Source organism: Coralloluteibacterium thermophilum, from assembly GCF_042654365.1.
In the GTDB taxonomy this organism is placed as follows: domain Bacteria; phylum Pseudomonadota; class Gammaproteobacteria; order Xanthomonadales; family Xanthomonadaceae; genus Coralloluteibacterium; species Coralloluteibacterium thermophilum.
This window is the reverse complement of record NZ_JBHSGG010000024.1, coordinates 13,808-27,453: the sequence shown is the minus strand read 5'-3', so window position 1 is coordinate 27,453 and position 13,646 is coordinate 13,808. Positions and strand designations below refer to the sequence as shown.

General features: G+C 74.0%; 10 protein-coding genes. 7 read left to right on the top strand and 3 right to left on the bottom strand.

The window, feature by feature from the left end; genetic code table 11:
* Positions 1-57: 57 nt before the first annotated feature.
* The 5 genes from hutI to ACFO3Q_RS08745 all read left to right on the top strand — a co-directional run bounded on the left by hutI (position 58) and on the right by ACFO3Q_RS08745 (position 8,112).
* Positions 58-1,269 carry an imidazolonepropionase gene (hutI, locus tag ACFO3Q_RS08765; RefSeq protein ID WP_377004285.1) on the top strand — a complete coding sequence of 404 codons (1,212 nt, stop codon included), beginning with the start codon at positions 58-60 and terminating at the stop codon, positions 1,267-1,269.
* A 228-nt stretch (positions 1,270-1,497) separates the two neighbouring features.
* Positions 1,498-3,450: a TonB-dependent receptor domain-containing protein gene (locus tag ACFO3Q_RS08760; protein WP_377004284.1), complete on the top strand. Its 1,953-nt coding sequence runs from the start codon at positions 1,498-1,500 to the stop codon at positions 3,448-3,450.
* A gap of 2 nt (positions 3,451-3,452) precedes the next feature.
* Positions 3,453-7,307: a cobaltochelatase subunit CobN gene (gene cobN, locus ACFO3Q_RS08755; protein ID WP_377004283.1), complete on the top strand. Its 3,855-nt coding sequence runs from the start codon at positions 3,453-3,455 to the stop codon at positions 7,305-7,307.
* Entirely contained in the window at positions 7,304-7,780 is a 477-nt protein-coding gene (locus tag ACFO3Q_RS08750; RefSeq protein ID WP_377004282.1) for a MotA/TolQ/ExbB proton channel family protein, read from the top strand. The genes cobN and ACFO3Q_RS08750 overlap by 4 nt, the downstream gene beginning before the upstream one ends.
* Positions 7,780-8,112 carry a DUF2149 domain-containing protein gene (locus ACFO3Q_RS08745; protein ID WP_377004281.1) on the top strand — a complete coding sequence of 111 codons (333 nt, stop codon included), beginning with the start codon at positions 7,780-7,782 and terminating at the stop codon, positions 8,110-8,112. The genes ACFO3Q_RS08750 and ACFO3Q_RS08745 overlap by 1 nt, the downstream gene beginning before the upstream one ends.
* A gap of 7 nt (positions 8,113-8,119) precedes the next feature.
* On the opposite strand, the gene folE2 is transcribed toward ACFO3Q_RS08745, so the two are convergent.
* Positions 8,120-9,052 carry a GTP cyclohydrolase FolE2 gene (gene folE2 / locus ACFO3Q_RS08740; protein ID WP_377004280.1) on the bottom strand — a complete coding sequence of 311 codons (933 nt, stop codon included), beginning with the start codon at positions 9,050-9,052 and terminating at the stop codon, positions 8,120-8,122.
* 75 nt (positions 9,053-9,127) lie between these two features.
* On the opposite strand from folE2, the gene ACFO3Q_RS08735 reads away from it, so the two are divergent.
* Positions 9,128-10,462: a GTP-binding protein gene (locus tag ACFO3Q_RS08735; RefSeq protein ID WP_377004279.1), complete on the top strand. Its 1,335-nt coding sequence runs from the start codon at positions 9,128-9,130 to the stop codon at positions 10,460-10,462.
* Between the two features lie 69 nt (positions 10,463-10,531).
* On the opposite strand, the gene ACFO3Q_RS08730 is transcribed toward ACFO3Q_RS08735, so the two are convergent.
* Together ACFO3Q_RS08730 and ACFO3Q_RS08725 are read right to left on the bottom strand one after the other, a co-directional pair.
* Positions 10,532-10,693 carry a 30S ribosomal protein THX gene (locus ACFO3Q_RS08730; RefSeq protein WP_377004278.1) on the bottom strand — a complete coding sequence of 54 codons (162 nt, stop codon included), beginning with the start codon at positions 10,691-10,693 and terminating at the stop codon, positions 10,532-10,534.
* 82 nt (positions 10,694-10,775) lie between these two features.
* The gene (locus tag ACFO3Q_RS08725; protein ID WP_377004277.1) at positions 10,776-11,180 is read right to left on the bottom strand and encodes a MerC domain-containing protein; all 405 of its coding nucleotides are present in this window, start codon (positions 11,178-11,180) and stop codon (positions 10,776-10,778) included.
* 126 nt (positions 11,181-11,306) lie between these two features.
* On the opposite strand from ACFO3Q_RS08725, the gene ACFO3Q_RS08720 reads away from it, so the two are divergent.
* Positions 11,307-13,598, top strand: a complete 2,292-nt coding sequence (locus tag ACFO3Q_RS08720; protein WP_377004276.1) for a TonB-dependent receptor — start codon at positions 11,307-11,309, stop codon at positions 13,596-13,598.
* The last annotated feature ends 48 nt before the right edge of the window (positions 13,599-13,646 follow it).

Below are 13,646 nucleotides of genomic sequence, written 5' to 3'. Positions count from 1 at the left end.
CGCCCCTGACCCGGGCCACGCACGGCCACGGCCGCGGGCGCGTCTACACTTGCGCGCATGCACGACTACGACCTGCTCCTGACCGGCGCGCGGCTGGCGACCCTCGCCGGCGACGCCGGCTACGGCCTGGTGGACGACGGCGCGCTGGCGGTCCGCGACGGCCGCATCGCCTACGCCGGCCCGCGCGCCGCCCTGCCCTCCACCGCCGCGCGCGCGCACGAGGACCTCGGCGGCGCCCTGGTGACGCCGGGGCTGATCGACTGCCACACGCACCTGGTGTTCGCGGGCGAGCGCATCGGCGAGTTCGAGCAGCGCCTCACCGGCGTGGACTACGCGAGCATCGCGCGCAACGGCGGCGGCATCGCCTCGACCGTGCGCGCGACCCGCGCCGCCAGCGAGGACGCCCTGGTCGAGGCCACCCTGCCGCGCGCGCGCGCGCTCGTCGCCGACGGCGTGACCACGGTGGAGATCAAGTCCGGCTACGGCCTCGACGCCGACAGCGAGCCGAAGATGCTGCGCGCCGCCCGGCGCGTCGGCGAGGCGCTCGGCATCGGCGTGCGCACGACCTTCCTCGGCGCGCACGCGCTGCCGCCGGAGTTCGCCGGGCGCGCCGACGCCTACATCGACCTCGTGTGCGACACGATGCTGCCGGCGGTGGCCGAGGCGGGACTGGCCGACGCGGTGGACGCCTTCTGCGAGGGCATCGGCTTCGACCCCGCGCAGACTCGCCGCGTGTTCGAGGCCGCCCGGCGGCACGGGCTGCCGGTCAAGCTGCACGCCGACCAGCTCTCGGATCTCGGGGGGGCGGCGCTGGCGGCGGAGTTCGGCGGACTCTCGGCCGACCACGTCGAGTACGCCAGCGAGGCCGGCGCGCGCGCGATGGCCGCGGCCGGCACGGTGGCCGTGCTGCTGCCGGGCGCCTTCGTGTGCCTGCGCGAGACGCGGCTGCCGCCGATCGAGGCCTTCCGCCGCCACGGCGTGCGGATGGCGGTGGCGACCGACTGCAATCCCGGCACCTCGCCGCTGCTGTCCCTGCGCCTGGCGATGGCCCTGGCCTGCGTCCAGTTCCGGCTGACCCCGGAGGAGGCCCTGCGCGGCGCGACGGTCGAGGCCGCGCGGGCGCTCGGCCTGGACGACCGCGGCCGCCTCGTCGCCGGGCAGCGCGCGGATCTGGCGGTGTGGGACGCGGCGCAGCCGGCCGAGCTGTGCTACTGGCTGGGCGGCGGCGGTGCGCGCGCCGTCTACGCCGGCGGCCGCCGCATCGGCTGAGGACGTCGCGCCCCGCACGGGTCGGTGCGGGGAACAGGGAGAAAAGGCGACCAGGCGCCCACGGTGCGTCGCGTAGCCCATGTGCGCCGCGCGGGGTCGCCGCCGGGAGGGCGGGGCCGCATCCGGCCCCTGCCATCGGTCATGGGGACGACGCGGACGAAACGATATATTGTTTCACCCGGTCGTGATGCCGACCGTCCGTCCGCTTTCCGTCTCCCCGAGGGCCACATGCCGCTGTCGCTTCCCCGCCGCGCCCCGCTCGCGCTGGCGCTGCTTTCCGTCTGCCTGTCGTCCACCGCCGCCGCCGAGCCGCTGGCGCCCCGGACCCTTCCCGAGATCGTGGTCACCGCGACCGCCACGGAACGCCCGGTCGAGGGCGTGCCGGCCTCGGTCACCGTCATCACCCGCGAGGAACTGGAACGGCGCCCCATCGAGGACCTGACCGACGCGCTGCGCGGCACGCCGGGCGTGAGCCTGACCGGCATCGGCTTCGGCCGGCGCGGGGTGCGCCTGCGCGGCATGTCCTCCGACGACACCCTGACCCTGGTGGACGGCCGCCGCATCACGCCCTCGGGCGGCGCCATCGCGCACTCGGACTTCGACATGGGCTGGGTGCCGGTGGAGGCGATCGAGCGCATCGAGGTGGTGCGCGGGCCGATGTCCTCGCTGTACGGCTCGGAGGCGCTGGGCGGCGTGGTGAACGTCATCACCCGCAGCGCCACCGACGCCTGGCGCGGCAGCGTGACCGCCGGCGGCAGCGTCCGCGACGACGGGCGCGGCGGCGAGACCCACCAGATCGGCGCCTATGCCGGTGGCCCGCTGATCCCGGGCGTGCTCGGCCTCACCGTCCACGCCGAGGACCGGCGCCGTGCAGAGACGCCGGACGCGGCCGATCCCCTCGTCAGCGCCCAGGAAGGCCGCGCCGCGCGCAGCGGCAGGATCGGCCTCCGCTGGACGCCCTCGGCCGCGCAGCGGGTGGACCTGGACGTGATGGAAAGCCGCGAGGACCGCTGGCGCGACGCGCTCCAGGCCGGCGGCGCGCCCTACCACTACCGCTACGCCGACGACATCGAGCGCCGCCAGGTGGCGCTCTCCCACCAGGGCGGCTGGCAGTGGGGCGACACCCTGCTGCGCGCCTACCGCACCGACCTCGACCGCGTGAACGCGCGCAGCCGGGGCACGCCGACCGGCGCGCAGCACCTGCGCGAGGACACCGTGGACGGGCACGCCAGCCTGCGGCTCGGAGCCGCGCATCGCGTGAGCCTGGGCGGCGAGTGGCGGCGTGAGCAACTGGACGATCCGACGGTCAACGCCGCCGGCCACGCGGCCATCGTCCATCGCGCCCTGTTCCTGCAGGACGAGATCGAGCTCACCCCGACCCTCTCCGGCGTGGTCGGTGCCCGCATCGACGACCACGAGGACTTCGGCATCCACCGCAGCCCGCGCGCCTACCTGGTGCAGCAGCTCGGCGCGGGCTGGACGCTGAAGGGCGGCTACGGCCGCGGCTTCAAGGCGCCGAGCCTGAAGCAGCTCTCGCCCGGCTACCGCGCCACCGGCGGCGGCGGCATGTTCACCATCGTCGGCAATCCGGACCTGGCGCCGGAGACCAATGCCACCTGGGAGTTCGGCACCGAGTACCGCCACGGCGACTGGTCGCTGCAGGCCACCGCCTTCCAGAACACCCTGCACGACCTCGTGCAGACGCTCTGCGTCAGCGACTGCGGCATCCGCGGCCGCGAGCAGCGCACCTACGTCAACGTCGACGAGGCGCGCATCCGCGGGCTGGAGCTGGCCGTCGGCGTGCCGCTGGCGGAGACGCTGCGGCTCGACGCCAACTACACCCGCCTGCACACGCTGGACCGCGCCAACGACCGCCCGCTGGCCGAGCGTCCGCGGCACGGCGGCGCGCTGGGCCTGTCGTGGGCGCCCGCGGACCGCTTCGACGCGCGCCTGCGCGGCGAGTACGTCGGCAGCCAGGTGCAGTACTCGGGCGCGAACACGGTGGGCCTGCCCGCCTACCTGCTGTGGTCGGCCGACCTGCGCTACCGGTTCTCGCCGTGGCTGAGCCTGCGCGCGGGCGTGGAGAACATCACCGACGAACAGCGCGGCGAGGAGGCGGCCATCCATCCCTACCCGGAGAGCGGCCGCAGCTACAGCCTCGGCCTGACGGTCTCGTTCTGACCATGCGGCGGCTGCTCGGCGCACTGGCGCTGTGGCTGGCGGCGGCCTGCGCGACGGCGGCGACGCCACCCGCGCAGGTGCGGGTCGCGGTCGTGGCCACCGATTTCGTCCTGCCCGCCAAGGTGCGGCAGCTCGACGCCTGGGGCGCGCCCTCGGGCGTGCGCCTGCAGCAGTGGTCGCCGGAAGCGGCCGCGGCGGCGGACTGGGGCGCGATCGACCTGCTGATCCTCGACACGCCGCGCCCGGGCGACGCGGCGCGCGTGCAGGCCGCCCTCGACGAACGCCTCGCGACGGCCGCGACGCCGTGGCTGCGCGTCGGCGGCGGCCCGCCGGCCGGGAACGGACTGCCGGAGCCGCTGTGGCGACGCCTCGCCGGCTACTACGGCGGCGGCGGCGAGGCCAACTTCCGTACCCTGCTCGCCGCGCTCGCGGCCTGGGGCGCGGGCGGCGACCCGCTGGCCCTCCCCGCGCCGACGGCCCTGCCCGCCGCGGGCGTCTGGCACCCGCAGGCCCCGGGGGCCTTCGCGTCGGTCCGCGACTACCTCCGCTGGGGCACCGCGCGCTGGCCGGCGGACGCGCCCCGGATCGGGCTGATCGTGCCCGACGGCGCCATCGGCGCCCTGCAGACGGCGACGCTCGATGCCGTGGTCGCCGCACTGGAGGCACGCGGGCTGGCGCCGGTGCCGCTGTGGTTCGACCGCGCGCCCGGCAGCCTGTCGGCGCTGGTCGAGGGCGCCGGCCTGGTCGCCCTGGTCAACATGACCCACCTCCAGGGCGGGACGGCGCTGCGCGACGAACTGGCGGCCATCGGCGTGCCGGTGCTGCAGACCGTCGGCCACCGCGGAAGCGCCGGGGCGTGGGCGGCCTCGCCGAGCGGCTTCGCCCAGCACCTGGTCGCCCCCTTCCTCGCGCAGCCCGAGACCTGGGGCCTGAGCGACCCGCTGGTGATCTCGGCCGTCGAGGACGGCCGGCAGGTCCCGCTGCCCGCCCAGGTGGACCTGCTGGCCGACAAGCTCGCGGCGATGGCGCGGCTGGCCGCGGCGCCGCGCGAGACGCGCCGGCTGGCGCTGATGTTCTGGAACTACCCGGCGGGCGAGAAGAACCTTTCCGCCTCCAACCTCAACCTGCCACGCAGCCTGGAGCACCTCGTCGCGCGTCTGCGCGAAGCGGGCTACCGGGTCGCGGCGGCCGACGAGGCGGCGCTCATCGAGGCCGGGCAGGCCATGCTCGGCGGGCTCCATCGGCCGGAGACGCTGGACGCCCTGCTGGCCCGGGACCTCGCGGTCGCGCTGCCGGTGGCGCGCTACCGGGCCTGGCTCGACACCCTGCCCGCGGCCCGGCGCGAGGCCCTGCAGGCACGCTGGGGCGAGCCGGAGGCGCAGCCCTCGGTGCGCCAGGTCGACGGCACGTCGGCCTTCGTCGTGCCGCGCCTCGCGCTCGACCACCTCGTCGTGCTCCCGCAGCCGCCGCGCGGCGCACGGCCCGGCGAGGCGACCCACGATGCGAGCGCCCTGCCCTCGCACGCCTACCTCGCGACCTACCTCTACGTGCGCGAGATCCTCGATGCGCACGCGCTGATCCACATGGGCACGCACGGCACCCAGGAGTGGACGCCGGGCAAGGACCGCGGCCTCGCCGCCGACGACTACCCGATGCTCGCCGTCGGCCACCTGCCGGTGTTCTATCCCTACGTCCAGGACAACGTGGGCGAGGCCATGCAGGCCAAGCGCCGCGGACGCGCGGTGATCGTCAGCCACCAGACGCCGCCCTTCGCGCCGGCGGGCCTCTACGACGAACTCCGCGACGTCCACGCGCTGGTGCACGAATGGCTGCAGGCCGAGCCGGGCGCGGTGCGCGACCGCACCGCCGCGCAGCTCCGCGCGCAGGCCACGGCGAGCGGGCTCGACGCGGACATGGGCTGGGACGCGGCGCGCATCGACGGCGACTTCGATGGCTTCTTCGAGGCGCTGCACGACCATCTCCACGCGCTCGCACGTAGCGTCATGCCGCTGGGCCTGCACAGCTTCGGCGTGCCCGCCGCGCCGGAGCACCGGCTGGCGACGGTCATGCAGCAGCTCGGCACGCCCTACTACGCGGCGCTGGGGCTGGACCCGCAGGAGGTCTTCGCCGAGGACTTCGCGGCGCTCGCGGCCTCCCCACCCCATGCCCTGCTCCATCGGCACCTGCGCGAGGGCGCGCCGTCCGCGGAGATCGACGACCCCGCGCTGCGCGCCATGGTCGAGCGCGCCGCGACGCTGGATGCGGCGCTCGCGGAGACCGGCGAGATCGAGGCCCTCCTGGACGCCCTCGACGGCCACCTCGTCGCGCCCGGCGAAGGCGGCGACCCGATCCGCAATCCGGACGTCCGCGGCGGGCGCAACCTCTACGCCTTCGAGGCCGACAAGCTGCCCACCCGGGCCGCCTACGCCACGGGCGGCGAGGCGCTCGACGGGCTCGTCGAGGGCTTCCGCGCCGAGCACGGCGAGGCGCCGCGCAAGCTCGCCTTCAGCCTGTGGTCCTCGGAGGCCATCCGCCACCTCGGCGTCAGCGAAAGCCAGGTGCTGCATGCGCTCGGCCTGCGCCCGGCGTGGGACGCCGGCGGCCGCGTGACCGCGCTGGAGATCGTGCCGCGCGCCGAGCTGGGACGGCCGCGCATCGACGTGGTCGTGCAGGTCACCAGCGTCTACCGCGACCAGTTCGACGGCTTCATGCGCCTGCTCGCCGAGGCCATGGACCGCCTCGCGGCGCTCGACGAACCGGACAACCCGCTGCGCCGGAACAGCGAGGCGGTGGCGGCGCGCCTGGTCGGGGACGGCGTGCCGCCCGCGCGCGCGGCGCGGCTGGCGCGGCTGCGCATCTTCGGCAACGCGCCGGGCGAGTACGGCAGCGGGCTGTCGGGCGCCGTGCTGGATTCGACCGCCTGGGAGGACGAGGCACCGCTGGCCGAGCAGTTCCTCTCGCGCCTGCAGTACGCCTACGGCGCCGAGGACTGGGGCGTCGCGCTCGCCGACGCACCGGGCGGCGCCAACCTCTTCGCCGAGCAGCTGCGCGGCGTGCAGGCGGCGGTGCTCTCGCGCTCCTCCAACCTCCATGGCCTGCTGTCCACCGACCATCCGTTCGAGTACCTCGGCGGCCTGTCGCTGGCCGTGCGCCAACTCGACGGCACGAGCCCCGCGCTCTACGTCTCCGACCTGCGCCAGGACACGCCGCGACTGGCCGGCGCCGCGGCGTTCCTCGCCAGCGAGCTGCGCGCGCGCACGCTCAACCCGCACTGGATCGGCGCGATGCAAGCCGAGGGCTATGCCGGCACGCTGGAAGTGCTGAACGCCGCCAACAACCTGTTCGGCTGGCAGGTCGCGGACCCGTCCACCGTGCGCGACGACCAGTGGCAGGCCATCCACGACACCTACGTGCGCGACGTCCGCGACCTCGGCATCGACGCCTGGTTCGAGGCGGCGAATCCCGAGGCGCAGGCGCAGCTCATCGACCGCCTGCTCGAAGCGGTCCGCAAGGACTACTGGGATGCCGACGCGCGCACGCTGCGCGAGCTGGTCGCGCGCCGCGGCGAACTGGCCGAGCGCTTCGGCGCCCTGCCCGCCGCGGCCGCCACCCGCGCCTTCACCGAGGACCTGGCGGCGGGCTTCGGGCTCTCCGCGCCCGCGTCGCCCGGCGAGGCCGGCGCCGACGGCGCCGTGCAGCCGGTGCGCGGCCAGGTCCTGCAGCAGGTCGCCGCCGCCGAGCCCAGGCCCGAACGCACGTGGCTCGGCCTCGTGCCGCTCCTCGCCGTCTTCCTTCTCGGCGCCGCCCGCCAGGCGCGCGCCAACCGTCCTCTCCCGTCCCCGTCCACGCACCGATGAACGCACTCGAACACTGGCTCTACGACCTCTCCCGCCTCTTCCTCGCACCCGTGCTGGTGCTGATCCTCGTCGCCCTGGTCTATGCCTTCGCAGTGCTGGGCGCCTTCGCGATGGAGGCGCTGCAACGCCGTCGCGGCCGCCACCGCTCCGCGCTCGCCGCCTTCGCCGCGGCCACCGGCGCCGGCAGCGACGACCTGGAGCTGTGGATCATGCGGCGCCTGGAATGGCTGCGGATCACCGCCCGCAGCGCGCCGATGCTGGGGCTGGTGGCGACGATGATCCCGATGGGCCCGGCGCTGCTGGCGCTGACGCAGTCGGACGCGGCCGGCGTCGGCGAGAACCTGGTGGTCGCCTTCTCGTCCGTGGTCCTGGCGCTGATCGCGGCCAGCATCGCCTTCCTCGTCCTCACCGTGCGCCGGCGCTGGCTGCTGCAGGAACTGCGCGAGGTCGAGCGCGCACGGGAGGCCGGCTGATGCGCTTCCTGGAACACGACGAGGCCGACGACCCGATCCTGTCCGTGGTCAACCTGATCGACGTCTTCCTGGTCGTCGTCGGCATCCTGATGATCGTCATCGTGCGCAACCCGCTGAACCCGTTCTCGAGCGACAACGTCACCGTGATCGAGAACCCCGGCCAGGCGGACATGCGCATCACCATCAAGGACGGCGAGACGCTCACCCGCTACGAGGCCAACAGCGAGATCGGCGAGGGCGAGGGCGTGCGCGCGGGGGTGACCTACCGGCTGGCGGACGGACGCATGGTCTACGTGCCGGAATCCGCCGAGGGCGCCGAGGCCGCGCGCTGAGACCCGCTCACACGGCGTCCGCCACCAGCGCCACCGCATCGTGCGGATGCAGGCTCTCCTGGTGGCGGACGTGCACCGACGCGCCGGGACAGGCCTCGCGCAGCGCGCTGCGGATGCGGCGCGCCGCGTCCTCCACGTACATCAGGTTGCCGCCGTTGCGGCGTGCGAAGGCCTGCTCGTCGGCGCGCTTCACCGCGGCCTGCACCGGCGTGCCGAGCGCGTCCTCGATGCGTGCGGCCAGGGCCGGGATGCCGAAGGCCGGTGCGCCGGGATCCACCGGCACGCGCACGCGCGCGACGCTGCGCTGGCTGTGCGGCGTGGCGATGCTGCCGTGCTCCGAAAGCCAGCGCGCGGCGTCCTCCACAGGCAGGTCGCCGCGGTCGCCGAAGCGCGCCAGGAAGGCGTCGCGGAGCGCGGCGCGCGACAGCGCGGCCGAGCAGGGGCAGGTCGAGGCGTAGGCCACCTCGACTTCGAGCCAGGCCACCGGCGCCCGCTCCACCCAGGTCGCGCCCAGGCGGACCGGGTAGGCCCGCCAGCCGGCGAGGCCGGGCGTCTCCAGCGCGCGCCGGGTCGTCATCCAGGTCGAGTGGGCGGCGAGGCGCGCGTGGCGGGTGCCGCAGTCGGCGTGGCTGTCCACGCAGCGGCGCAGCAGGTCGAGCAGCCACGCGGGCGTCCAGGCCGCCGCATCGGTCGCCTCGGTGAGCAGCCGGTACAGGCGCGACATGTGGATGCCCCGGCAGTCCGGATCGGGCAGGTCGACCATCAGGTCGACGCTGGCGACGCCGTGGCCCCCGCCGTCGGCGGCCCCGAAGCGCAGAGGCACCTCGATGCGCGACATGCCCACCCAGTCCAGCGCCACCCGATGCGGCGCGGGGGTGGTCCGCGCCACATCGGGCAGGGCCGGGCCGGGGAAACCGGGATCGGGGACGGGGTGATCCATGGAAGACGCCGAAGCTGGCGCCGCCGCGCCGGGGGCTCTACGATATTGTTACGTTATAACAATATCAACGACTGCATGAACGCCATCGACCCACGCCTTCCCGTCACCGTCCTCTCCGGCTTCCTCGGCGCGGGCAAGACCACCCTGCTGAACCACATCCTCCGCAACCGCGAGGGCCGCCGCGTCGCGGTCATCGTCAACGACATGAGCGAGGTGAACATCGACGCCGCCCTGGTGCGGGACGGCGGGGCCGCCCTCTCGCGCACCGAGGAGACGCTGGTCGAGTTCAGCAACGGCTGCATCTGCTGCACGCTCCGCGACGACCTGCACAGGGAAGTCCGGCGCCTGGCGGACGCCGGCCGCTACGACTACCTGCTGATCGAGTCCACCGGCATCTCCGAACCCATGCCGGTGGCCGCCACCTTCGCCGTCCGCGACGAGGCGGGGCGCAGCCTCTCGGACGTGGCGCGGCTCGACACCCTCGTCACCGTCGTCGACGCGGAGACCTTCGTGCGCGACTTCTGCTCGCCCGAGCGGCTGGCGGACCGCGGCATGGCGGCCGGCCCCGACGACACGCGCGGCCTCGTCCACCTGCTCGCGGAACAGGTGGAGTTCGCCGACGTGATCGTGCTGACCAAGCTGGACCGCGCCTCGCCGGAACAGGCGCTGCGCACGCGCCAGGTCGTGCGCGCGCTGAACCGCGACGCCGCCATCGTCGAGGCCGACCGCGGCAGCGTGCCGCTCGATGCGGTGCTCGACACCGGTCGCTTCGACTTCGTGCAGGCGCAGCTCGCGCCGGGATGGATGAAGGAACTGCGCGGCGAACACACCCCGGAGACCGAGGCCTACGGCATCACCAGCTTCGTGTACCGCGCGCGGCGGCCCTTCCATCCGCAGCGGCTCGCCGCGCTGTTCGCGAACGGCCTGCCCGGCGTGATCCGCAGCAAGGGCTTCTTCTGGCTCGCCTCGCGGATGGACTGGGTCGGCGAACTCTCCAGCGTGGGCGGCGCGCTGCAGTACCAGGCCGCCGGATTCTGGTTCGCCGCGCGCCATCGCGTGCAGGCCGGCCGGGCGGGCGAACGCCTGGCCCAGCCTGCGGCCGCTCCGCTGGCGCTCGCCCCGGAGGCCGCCGCACGCCACGTCGCCGGCGCCTGGACCTGCCATCCGCCGGCACCGGAGGAGGTCGGCGATCCCGCCGAGCACGCCGCCCTGCTGGGCCTCTGGGACCCGATCTGGGGCGACCGGCGCCAGGAACTGGCGCTCATCGGCATCGACATCGACGAAGGCGTCCTGCGCGGACACCTGGACCGCTGCCTGCTGGACGACGCCGAGATGGCGGAAGGCCCGGTGGCGTGGCAGGACCATCCCGATCCCTTCCCGGCCTGGCAGCTGCGACGCGCGGCCGCATGAGCGCGCGCAGCGCCCGGAAACGAAAAGCCCCGCATCCGCGGGGCTTCTCGTTCTGCGTGCCGGGCCGGCTCAGGCCTTCTTGGCCGCAGCCTTCTTGGCGGGCGCCTTCTTCGCGACCGGCGACGAGGGCGTCGCGGTCTTGGCGGTGGCCTTGCCCGACTGAGGGCGCGCGTTGCCGTGGCTGCTGGCGAAACGCTTGCCCTTGGCGGTCTTCTTGTCGCCCTTGCCCATGGTCTCTCCTGATGTGTTCGGTGCGTAAGGGGCCGCAAGCCTAAGCATTCCGCAGGGCGCCGGCAATGCGGCGCGCGGAGGCTCAGCCGGCGGCGGCCGTCCGGGTCCGGCGCAGGTTGGACAGGTGCGCGGCCGCCAGCAGCAGGCCGCCGCTGGTCATCACCAGCGCATGCGCGAGGCCGTGGTCGTGCAGGTGCGAGAAGGCGCCGGCCACCAGCAGCGCGATGCCCGGCCACAGGTACAGCCACGGGCGCAGCGCGCGGTGCCGCCGGTAGCCGAGGCTGAGCATGGTGATGCCGAGGAAGGCGGCGAACAGGACGAAGCCCTGGTCGAGATCGACCCCGCCCACCAGGCCCATGCCGAGCGCCGGCAGCAGGGCCAGCACGATCGGCATCGCCGCGCAGTGGAGGGCGCACAGCAGGGAGCCGGCGAAGCCGAGGCGGTCTCCGGCGACCAGCCAGCGATGGGACGGATGCGTGTGCGCCATGACGAAGGTTGGGTTGAAGATGTTTTGAAACAATATAACATGAACCCGATAAGCAACCTTATAACATCCTGCCCGCGGGCGCATCCCGCGGTGCAGCGCCCGCGCTGTTCCGGAGAGAGAACCCGAATGAAGAGAACGTCCCTGCCCCGTCGCCCCCTCGTCCTGGCGCTGGGCCTCGCCCTGTCGACCAGCGCCTTCGGCCAGGTCCGCGGCGCGCACCAGCACGACCAGGATCACGGCCAGCGCCACACCGACGCGCGCCTGCTGGATGCGGTCACCGTCACCGCCTCGCCGCTGCGCAACGACACCGAGTCGCTCGCGCAGCCGGTCGAGGTGCTGGCCGGCGAGGAGCTCGACCGCCGCAAGGCCGCGACGCTGGGCGAGACGGTCTCGCTGCTGCCCGGCGTGCAGTCGTCCTACTTCGGGACGGGCGTCGGCCGCCCGATCATCCGCGGCCAGGAAGGGCCGCGCGTCCAGGTGCTCTCCAACGGCGTGGGCGTCATGGACGCCTCGACCGTCAGCGCCGACCACGCGGTCAGCATCGAGCCCTTCCTCGCCGACCAGATCGAGGTGCTCAAGGGCCCGGCCACGCTGATCTACGGCAGCGGCGCCATCGGCGGCGCGGTGAACGTGGTGGACGGCCGCGTGCCCGAAACGCCGGCGACCAGCCCCTTCAGCGGTCGCGCCGAGCTGCGCGGCAACTCGGTCAACGACGAGGCGACCGGCATGTTCCGCCTCGACGGCGGCAACGCGCGCTTCAGCTGGCATGCCGACGGTTTCTACCGCGACGGCGACGACTTCCGCATTCCCGGCGTGGCCATGCTCGAGCACGACGACCACGGGCACGATCATGACCACGATCACGGGCACGACCATGGGCACGATCACGACCACGACCATGGCCACGACGACGGCGACGCGCAGGCCCGCGGCCGGCTGGCCAACAGCCACTTCCGGACCAAGGGCGGCGCAATCGGCGGCACCTTCTTCGGCGAGCGCGGCTACATCGGCGCCGCGGTGAGCACCTACCGGACCAACTACGGCATTCCGGAAGGCGCGCACGTCCACGCGAGCGACGACCACGGGCACGATCATGGCCATGACCACGGGCACGACCACGGCCACGATCACGACCATGGGCACGGCCACGACGACCACGACGACCACGACGACCACGTCGTCCGGATCGACCTCGAGCAGAACCGCTACGAGGTCCGCGCGGGCCTCTACGAGCCGCTCCCCTTCCTGGAGAACGTGACCTTCCGCGGCGCCTACAACGACTACGAGCACGTCGAGCTCGAGGACGGCGCGGTCGGCACCCGCTTCACCAACAAGGGCTACGACGCGCGCATCGAGGCGCTGCAGAAGGAGTACGGCGGCTGGCGCGGCGCCTTCGGCCTGCAGTTCAACCGCAGCGACTTCGAGGCCGTGGGCGACGAAGCCTTCGTACCGGCGACGGTCACCGAGGGCCTCGGCGCCTTCGTCATCCAGGAGAAGGACTTCGGGCCGGTCAAGCTCGAGGGCGGGCTGCGCCACGACCGCGTGGAGCTGGACCCCGCCAACGGCCTGCCCGGCCGCCGCTTCAGCGCCAACAGCCTCTCGACCGCCGCCATCTGGCGCGTGGACGAGGCCGTGCACCTGCACCTGGGCGCGGACGTCTCCGAGCGCGCGCCGACGCAGGAAGAGCTCTACGCCAACGGCGCCCACATCGCCACCGCCACCTACGAGGTCGGCGACATCGGGATGGACACCGAGAAGGCGCGGCGTCTCGAGATCGGCCTGCACGTCCACGGCGACCCGGTCGAGTTCAAGTTCTCGCTCTACCGCACGAACTTCGACGACTTCGTCTATCTCGCCGATACCGGCGTCGAGGAATACGGGCTGCCGGTGCGCCTGTGGGCGCAGACCGACGCGGTGTTCCGCGGCGCCGAGGCCGAGGCGCTGTTCCGCCTGGCCGACACCGCCACCGGGCGCTGGGACCTGCGCCTGTTCGGCGACTACGTCCACGCCCGCTTCGACGGCGCGCCGAGCCAGACGCGCAGCTTCGCGGTGCCGCACGGCGACCACTTCCACAACTACACGGTGGAGCTGGACCAGACCGGCTACCTGCCGCGCATCGCGCCGACGCGCATCGGCGCCGACCTCGGCTGGAGCCACGAAGGCTTCCGCGCGTCGATCGGCGGCGTGCGCTACGGCGCCCAGGACCGCGTCGCGGAGCACGAGGAGGCGAGCCCCGCCTACACCCTGGTCAACGCGCACGTGTCCTACCACTGGGATACGCCGCGCGTCGGCTACGAGGTCTTCCTCGACGGCACCAACCTGACCGACCGGGAAGCACGGCCGCACACCTCGCTGCTGCGCAACTACGCGCCGCTGCCCGGCCGTGCCGTGGCCTTCGGCATCCGCGCGTTCTTCTGACGCACCGACGGCAGGCTGCGACGGAACAGGGGGCTTCGGCCCCCTGTT

Coding starts and splice junctions, on each gene's coding strand:
- ACFO3Q_RS08725 (WP_377004277.1), bottom strand. CDS start 11,180: ATGGCGCACACGCATCCGTCCCATCGCTGGCTGGTCGCCGGAGACCGC.
- folE2 (WP_377004280.1), bottom strand. CDS start 9,052: ATGGATCACCCCGTCCCCGATCCCGGTTTCCCCGGCCCGGCCCTGCCC.
- ACFO3Q_RS08760 (WP_377004284.1), top strand. CDS start 1,498: ATGCCGCTGTCGCTTCCCCGCCGCGCCCCGCTCGCGCTGGCGCTGCTT.
- ACFO3Q_RS08735 (WP_377004279.1), top strand. CDS start 9,128: ATGAACGCCATCGACCCACGCCTTCCCGTCACCGTCCTCTCCGGCTTC.
- ACFO3Q_RS08745 (WP_377004281.1), top strand. CDS start 7,780: ATGCGCTTCCTGGAACACGACGAGGCCGACGACCCGATCCTGTCCGTG.
- cobN (WP_377004283.1), top strand. CDS start 3,453: ATGCGGCGGCTGCTCGGCGCACTGGCGCTGTGGCTGGCGGCGGCCTGC.
- ACFO3Q_RS08750 (WP_377004282.1), top strand. CDS start 7,304: ATGAACGCACTCGAACACTGGCTCTACGACCTCTCCCGCCTCTTCCTC.
- ACFO3Q_RS08720 (WP_377004276.1), top strand. CDS start 11,307: ATGAAGAGAACGTCCCTGCCCCGTCGCCCCCTCGTCCTGGCGCTGGGC.
- ACFO3Q_RS08730 (WP_377004278.1), bottom strand. CDS start 10,693: ATGGGCAAGGGCGACAAGAAGACCGCCAAGGGCAAGCGTTTCGCCAGC.
- hutI (WP_377004285.1), top strand. CDS start 58: ATGCACGACTACGACCTGCTCCTGACCGGCGCGCGGCTGGCGACCCTC.